The sequence below is a fragment of the Alteromonas sp. ABE4_545 genome (genome assembly GCF_056161325.1).
On record NZ_JBSWYY010000034.1, the window covers coordinates 26431 to 32732 of the forward strand.

Consider the following 6302-nt stretch of genomic DNA (forward strand, 5'->3'; position numbering starts at 1 on the left):
CGCCTTTGTTATCCCTAACTGTTCAGAATTCGCCCATGAAACTCGACGATGTTAAAAAGCTGCATCAGAAAAAATACCGTTCTCAATTTGGTTTTTATCTTGTCGAAGGTGAGCATTTAATTTTAGAACTGTTAAAAGCCACGCCTGATGCCAAGCAACAAACCGAGATTACCCTGTTTATCACCGAGCACTTTGCACAATGGGCGCAAGATTTAGCCAGTGCTTTTAAGGTTGTCGTACTAAACCAAAAACAAATGGCACAAATTAGCGATACCAAAACACCACAAGGCCTGATTGCCAGCGTACCGCTACCAAGTGCCAAACAAGCCAGCGAGATAAAAGCCGGTGAGCGTTGTATTTATCTTCACGAAGTGCAAGATCCAGGCAACCTCGGTACCATTTTACGTACCCTCGCGTGGTTCGGTAACTTTAAACTATTGCTCAGCCCCAACAGTGTTGACCCATTTAACTCTAAAGTAGTGCGAGCCAGCATGGGAGCCATTTTTCATCTACCGATTGAGCTAGACGTTGCCCTTGATACTTTACCAGCGAGATTCCAACAGTTTGCTTATTTGGATCTAAACGGTGAAGCCATCAATGCGCCATCTTTTGGCGAGTTTCAATGTTATTTGTTTGGCAATGAGGCCAGAGGCGTACCCAGCGAAGCACTCACAAATTTTAATGCAGTGCCTTACACCATTGCCGGTAGCGGTGTGATTGACTCATTGAATTTAGCTTCTGCGGTGGGGATCAGTGCTTATCAGTTGGCTCAGTGTTGACGTACATAACACAATCAAAATTAGACACCAAATGAGAATATTTACTATTTACTTTACGTTCAATTGTCAGTAAATTCCTTATTAATATAAAAAATTCGGTAGTCCCTTGTATAGATAAGGAGTGAATGGATTCAACCTTGTAAAAATTGGACACTCCGATGCCAGTCAAAATTACCGCCTCACACAAATTAATTACCACCACTTTTATCACCTTCAGTTTACTCAGTCAAAGTTGCTCAAACACCGAAAAAGTCATATCTGGAGGAGCTGCTGCACTCGCCGTCGCGCCATCAAATGAAATTGAGCAAATATTTTATCTCGGGGTTTTCGACCCTCAGGAACAAGTTCCTCAAACCATTTACCGCATCAGAATACATGGCCAAGCCAGTGCGCTAAATTCAATGAAGTTTGGTTCTGGCTGGGTGAAATCTGAATTAGTTGATTCGCTCACATCCCAGCAAAAAATTGTCGCCCAAGCTGATAGTTTAGCTGGAGACAATACCGCCGTTTTTGACGATTTACTGGGTACATCCGTTCAACGCAAATTAATTGCTTTCGGGCCCGAAGGATTTCGAATTAGCCCCAAAGACCACCGACTAGTTGTGGTGATGGGAGCAAGTCCTGACGCTTTTTTCTCTGCAGTAGACAATGTGACAGGGCAACAAGCAAGAATGCAGAATACAGCAATAAGCCAAGAATTAGTGCGTTACTTATTTGATAACTTGGCTGAAGTTGACGCCTTGATTGATGGCTTAAAAATCGCAGACAAATATACGAAGGAGACTAAATAATGAATAAAGCGCTCCGTAATATTTGCTGTGTTGTAGCCATACCTCTGCTATCTGCTTGTGCTGCCCTTCAAATCGATGTAGATGTTTATAAAGGTCCTCTATCAGAAGAAGAAGATGTTCAGATTGAACAACTTATTTCTCTCGCTATGACTTCTCAACGACTCTTGGATGATCTTCAACGGCAGCTTATGAAAGATATTTTAGTAAGCCCATTGGATCGAAAACCAGACGATCTTTCCTCTGATTCAGAAACAGTCATACTCAGTTTTGGTCCTTCAAAAGCGGATTTTTCATGTCAAAAGAACACTCCAAGTTGCAATAATTATATTGAAAGAGGCCATGGAAAACCTGGATACCCCACCTTCAAGCTAATTAGAAAAAAATACAATAACCAAGATGTTAGCTATGGAAAAATTGACACTTATTTTTGTAAAACACTACGCGATCAAAACTGGGTACTAAGAAGTGGGGTCAAAAAACAAGCATCCCTTGTCGCAAGGTTGTCAATGTCCTGCAATTTGGAAGATTTACTGGCGCTATTTGATGACGATAAAACGTCTTTGTTATTGAGGGAGTTTTTAAAGACTAGTACGGAAAACTTTAAAAAAGTCGTTTCTTTAAAGCAATTAACCTCACTCCAGTCTAATCAACAATCTGAAAACGTGCTTGATAATAGAACTAATGAAGTATCTACAAATGTAAACCAACGATATCGGGAGTTCATTGATGTAGCAATTGTAGATATCCTATCTTTCATGTCTGAGTATCAAAGGGGACAAAAGGGTCAATCTCCAGGTTATCTTCACCTAGAGTTGCAAAGAGATCTAGCGACTATTTTGAGCACGCTAATTAACCCGAATGAACTAATTGAAGCAGAAAAGTTACTCAATGAGCCTGTGATTTTTCAACAAAACAAAAATATGACTACTCAGACTATCAAAGAAAAAGCTTATGAAGTAAAAAATCAGCTCACAAACAACCCCGATAGCATCACTGCCTTACTGCGGCTTAGAGAAGAGCTAAAATACCAATGCGACAACAATATAGTCGCCAATGAGCGACTTTGCTCCACCGGTTTTGCGAGAGGCGTGTCGTTGACAAACTCAGAAGCGTTAAACCCACAAGAACTAATAGATAAATACGAATATATCAATGATTCAATTTCTAGCAGCCAATCTCTAAATGCTGCACGCTACCCTCTTGGTATTAAAAATCTCGCTTACAAAGCGAAGTACGAAAACGAACTTGGAAAGGATAGCGTTGGTGAAACGAAGAAAAACAACCGTAAACTCTTGTTCTCCATGCTCTTGAATTACGCTGGCAAGCTAGTTGTGCTTGCCGATAAGCAGGTCTTATTAGACGGAGAACTAAAAGGGAAGCAAGAAGCTTCTTCACAATACGTTCAGGTTTTACAATCACTCGGCAGCGCAATCATTGTGCAGATTAATGATATTAAAGCTCGTGAACGTCACACCAAAAAAGATGAAGAAATGAGAGCGTTGGACGAACAACTTGCCGACCATCACTTTGTTGGCAGTACCGAGAACTACAAAAGCAAAATTTTGGCAAAATTAACCGGTCAAAAAAACGAGACGCAAGAACAAATCAATAAACTCACAAACGCGCAAAAAAAGTTAGCTATATGGCGAACTTCTCACTCTAGAACAAGTGACTTGAAAAACGAGGTCGAGAATCTCGAAAACTGGCTTTTAAGCTTAAACAATTATATTTCCGTTACCAAAAATAAAGAGCTTCAAGAATCGCAAAAAAACATAGATTTAACCAACTATTTGACCAAATTGGATACGCAGGTGACTCTGAAAGCAAAAGAGGAGTACTGTTTACTCGCCGGAAAACCTTGTGCGGCGTTAAGTGACGTACAAATTATTTCAAAATCCAGTTTGAATAAGGTACACCAACTCAGAACATCTGAAAATTTGCAAGCAGTGCTGTTTAAGAACAATCCTCAATCTTTACTTGCACACTCTACCTATTTCAGCGCCCAACTTGAGAAAAAACGTTCAAACGTTCAAACCGAACTAACTAGCAAAGAAGCGGCTTTTGACGCCAGCAAAAAAAATAGTGATAAAGCCTTAGCTGAATTAACAAAACTAATTGATGAAAAAGCCAAAAATTGTATTTCAACCTCTGAATGTGATGCTATTAGTGCAAACCTGATTACTCAAAATGCCAAATTAACGCTGTTAACAACCGCAATACAAACAGTAAAAGACTATTCCGCCGACATTAAAGACGGAGTGTCCTTTGAACAGTGGGCGGATAAGTTAGTTTCAGATGATTCTTCTGTTAATCGACTTATCACCCAAGCTAAATCTGGAATTGAGCAATTCTACTTGCCGAATGGTTTTAGCTGTAAAGACAGTGAAAAATGTACTCCAGATCACATAATGCGTGGGGTTGTCAGGCACATAGAAAACCTGCAAATAGCGTTGCAGTTAAAAGGCGCTTCGAGTAAAGAGCTACAAAATGTACAAACGGCTCTGAGAAACGCATATGACCTAACCACAAGAAGACAATACCTTATCCCAACATCAGCATATCTGAGAAGTAGCTACCCGAGCAGTGCAATGCAACAAAATAACAGTGCGTCAGATTGGCAAAATATGCTCCAGCAAAGCGCGCTGCAATCGCTCCCGATTATTGGCAATAACTTCGCTAACGAAAGCCATGTTCATCAGCAGGTTGACAAGCAATATTGGCAAAACATTAATACTGTCAGAGTCACCGGCGGCGGTAAAACCAACTATGTTGTAGTGAAAGATGACATTGGAAACTGGTACGTCAAAGGTTATTCGTCGGACCCTGAACAAATATATAAAACGATCGCTAATAGCGCTATTACCAACACGGCGTCAACTACTGGTTATTTTCTTAATTCGGGGAATGGCGCTGTTGAGTTGAAGTCTTCTGGCAATGTTTTAGATGCAATGTATGGTCGTTTTTACGAAAAATACGCCAACAGTACAAATGCACAATTTTCAACTTTAAATAAATGGTTAGATGATAAGAGCTGGGAAAGTTACCTGAGTAAAACTTGTGTACCCATGACTGACAAGCAACCTCCTGCAAGTGCAGAATCTATAGAGAAAATAATAGGTAAGGACAACCTCTCAACCTACGTCAGTAAATTTGAAGCTCACAAAAAAGCTTTCGGAGAAATCAAAGATGATGATAAAGATGCGGCCGTTATTGCTAGGGCAAAATCCATTAATAGCATGCTTAAAAGTACCGCCAATTTTGCAAACTATTTAATCGCGCAAAGTTTGGAAAAATGCACGCAAAGTCAGGTTGAAGGCGCACCTCCGACGATTATTGGTGATGATCTATATGACCAATTTGTCGCAACAGAGGCCAGTAAACGTCAAAAGGCGCTCGAAACATTCAAACAAAATATATTGTTTATCAGAGAAGGCTTGCCAGAAAATGAATTAGTTTCGACGATAGGAGATTGATAGATGAACTTGAATACATCTAATATGCCACTGGTGCTGCCACTTTTACGCCCAATTCCTATTCTGACAAAAAATAAGATCTTCCCCCTCAAAATACTGATTTGGATTTTTTCAGTTAGGAAGTGGGAAGTGGCCGAAGACTGGAGTTACACACTTTCCTGTGGAACAAGTATTAAAATTCCAAAAGGTTTTGAATTTGATGGGGCATCGATACCTCGCCCATTATGGATAATCCTATCTCCAGTGGGTTTATTATTTATACCTGGGCTCATTCATGACTATGCGTATAAATATCAACATCTTGAACTAACCATACCCAATGGTGGCGCAACAAAATTTGGTGAGGGAAAAGGAAGATTGTATTGGGACGCACTTTTTAGAAAAGAAGCTATTCACGTCAATGGCTTCGCATTAATTGATGTATTAGCTTGGTGTGCTTTGGTCGCTTTTGGATGGGTTGCTTGGCATAAACACAGAAAAGCCCAGTGACTTCTTTCTCTATATTACTTGATAGTAATATCGCGCTCTTGAATTGTACTAGCTCAGACCTGATCTGACAGTTACCCAGTTTTTCTGGTGTCAGCGTAAGATTAGATTTGAGCTAAATTCTTTTCAGCTGTTAACACCAAGCGATTTTGTCGTACTTTAATTACCACGCGATTCTGTCGTAGTCGCTAATTACCAAGGGAAATTGACGGTTATCTTTAACCGTGTTCTTTGAATGTTTTGTTTGTGCATTTGAGGAACGCTAAGGATGATTGTGTTGAATTCCAAAGCTCAATTGACTGTTGATGTCATCGCAAAAGTGGCTGAGCGTAAAATTACGATAGCCAATGCCACTAAGCTCCTCAATAAATCCAGACGTACTGTTGAACGGTATTTGCAGCGTTACCGAAGCCAAGGGTTACAGTTTGTTGTTCACGGAAATACAGGTAGCGAGCCAATTAATAAAACGCCTGACAGCCTTAAGCTGCAAGTTCAGTCGCTAATTCGCGAGAAATACTATGACCTTAATCTGTTGCACCTCGCCGAAATGCTTGAGACTCACGAACACATTGTTGTTAAGCGTGAGACACTGCGCAAATGGGCACATGGGCACATGGGCACATGGGCACATGATATCCATCATGTAAAACGGGCGAAGCGTATGTAAACCTCCCCTAAAATAGCGACATACCTTTTTAGAGTTCTTCGGCGTAAACTGAGCCAAGAAAGGAGAACTCCTGATGAAAAAGTCTCGATACACAGAAACGCAGATC

4 protein-coding genes and 1 pseudogene are annotated in these 6302 nt (G+C 40.4%); all 5 read left to right on the top strand.

Features of this window, described 5'->3' with window-relative positions; genetic code table 11:
• Window positions 1–35 precede the first annotated feature (35 nt).
• On the top strand, window positions 36–779 hold the full coding sequence (locus ACXAH6_RS18500) for a TrmH family RNA methyltransferase (protein ID WP_474879253.1): 744 nt from the start codon (window positions 36–38) through the stop codon (window positions 777–779).
• A gap of 158 nt (window positions 780–937) precedes the next feature.
• Window positions 938–1570: a hypothetical protein gene (locus tag ACXAH6_RS18505; RefSeq protein ID WP_474879255.1), complete on the top strand. Its 633-nt coding sequence runs from the start codon at window positions 938–940 to the stop codon at window positions 1568–1570.
• On the top strand, window positions 1570–5043 hold the full coding sequence (locus tag ACXAH6_RS18510) for a hypothetical protein (protein ID WP_474879257.1): 3474 nt from the start codon (window positions 1570–1572) through the stop codon (window positions 5041–5043). Before ACXAH6_RS18505 ends, ACXAH6_RS18510 begins: the two co-directional genes overlap by 1 nt.
• A 3-nt stretch (window positions 5044–5046) precedes the next feature.
• Window positions 5047–5532 (top strand): DUF1353 domain-containing protein, encoded by a 486-nt coding sequence (locus ACXAH6_RS18515; protein ID WP_474879259.1) that lies wholly within the window; start codon window positions 5047–5049, stop codon window positions 5530–5532.
• A 265-nt stretch (window positions 5533–5797) separates the two neighbouring features.
• Window positions 5798–6190 (top strand): annotated as a pseudogene (locus tag ACXAH6_RS18520) (helix-turn-helix domain-containing protein); the annotation flags it as partial.
• Window positions 6191–6302 lie beyond the last annotated feature (112 nt).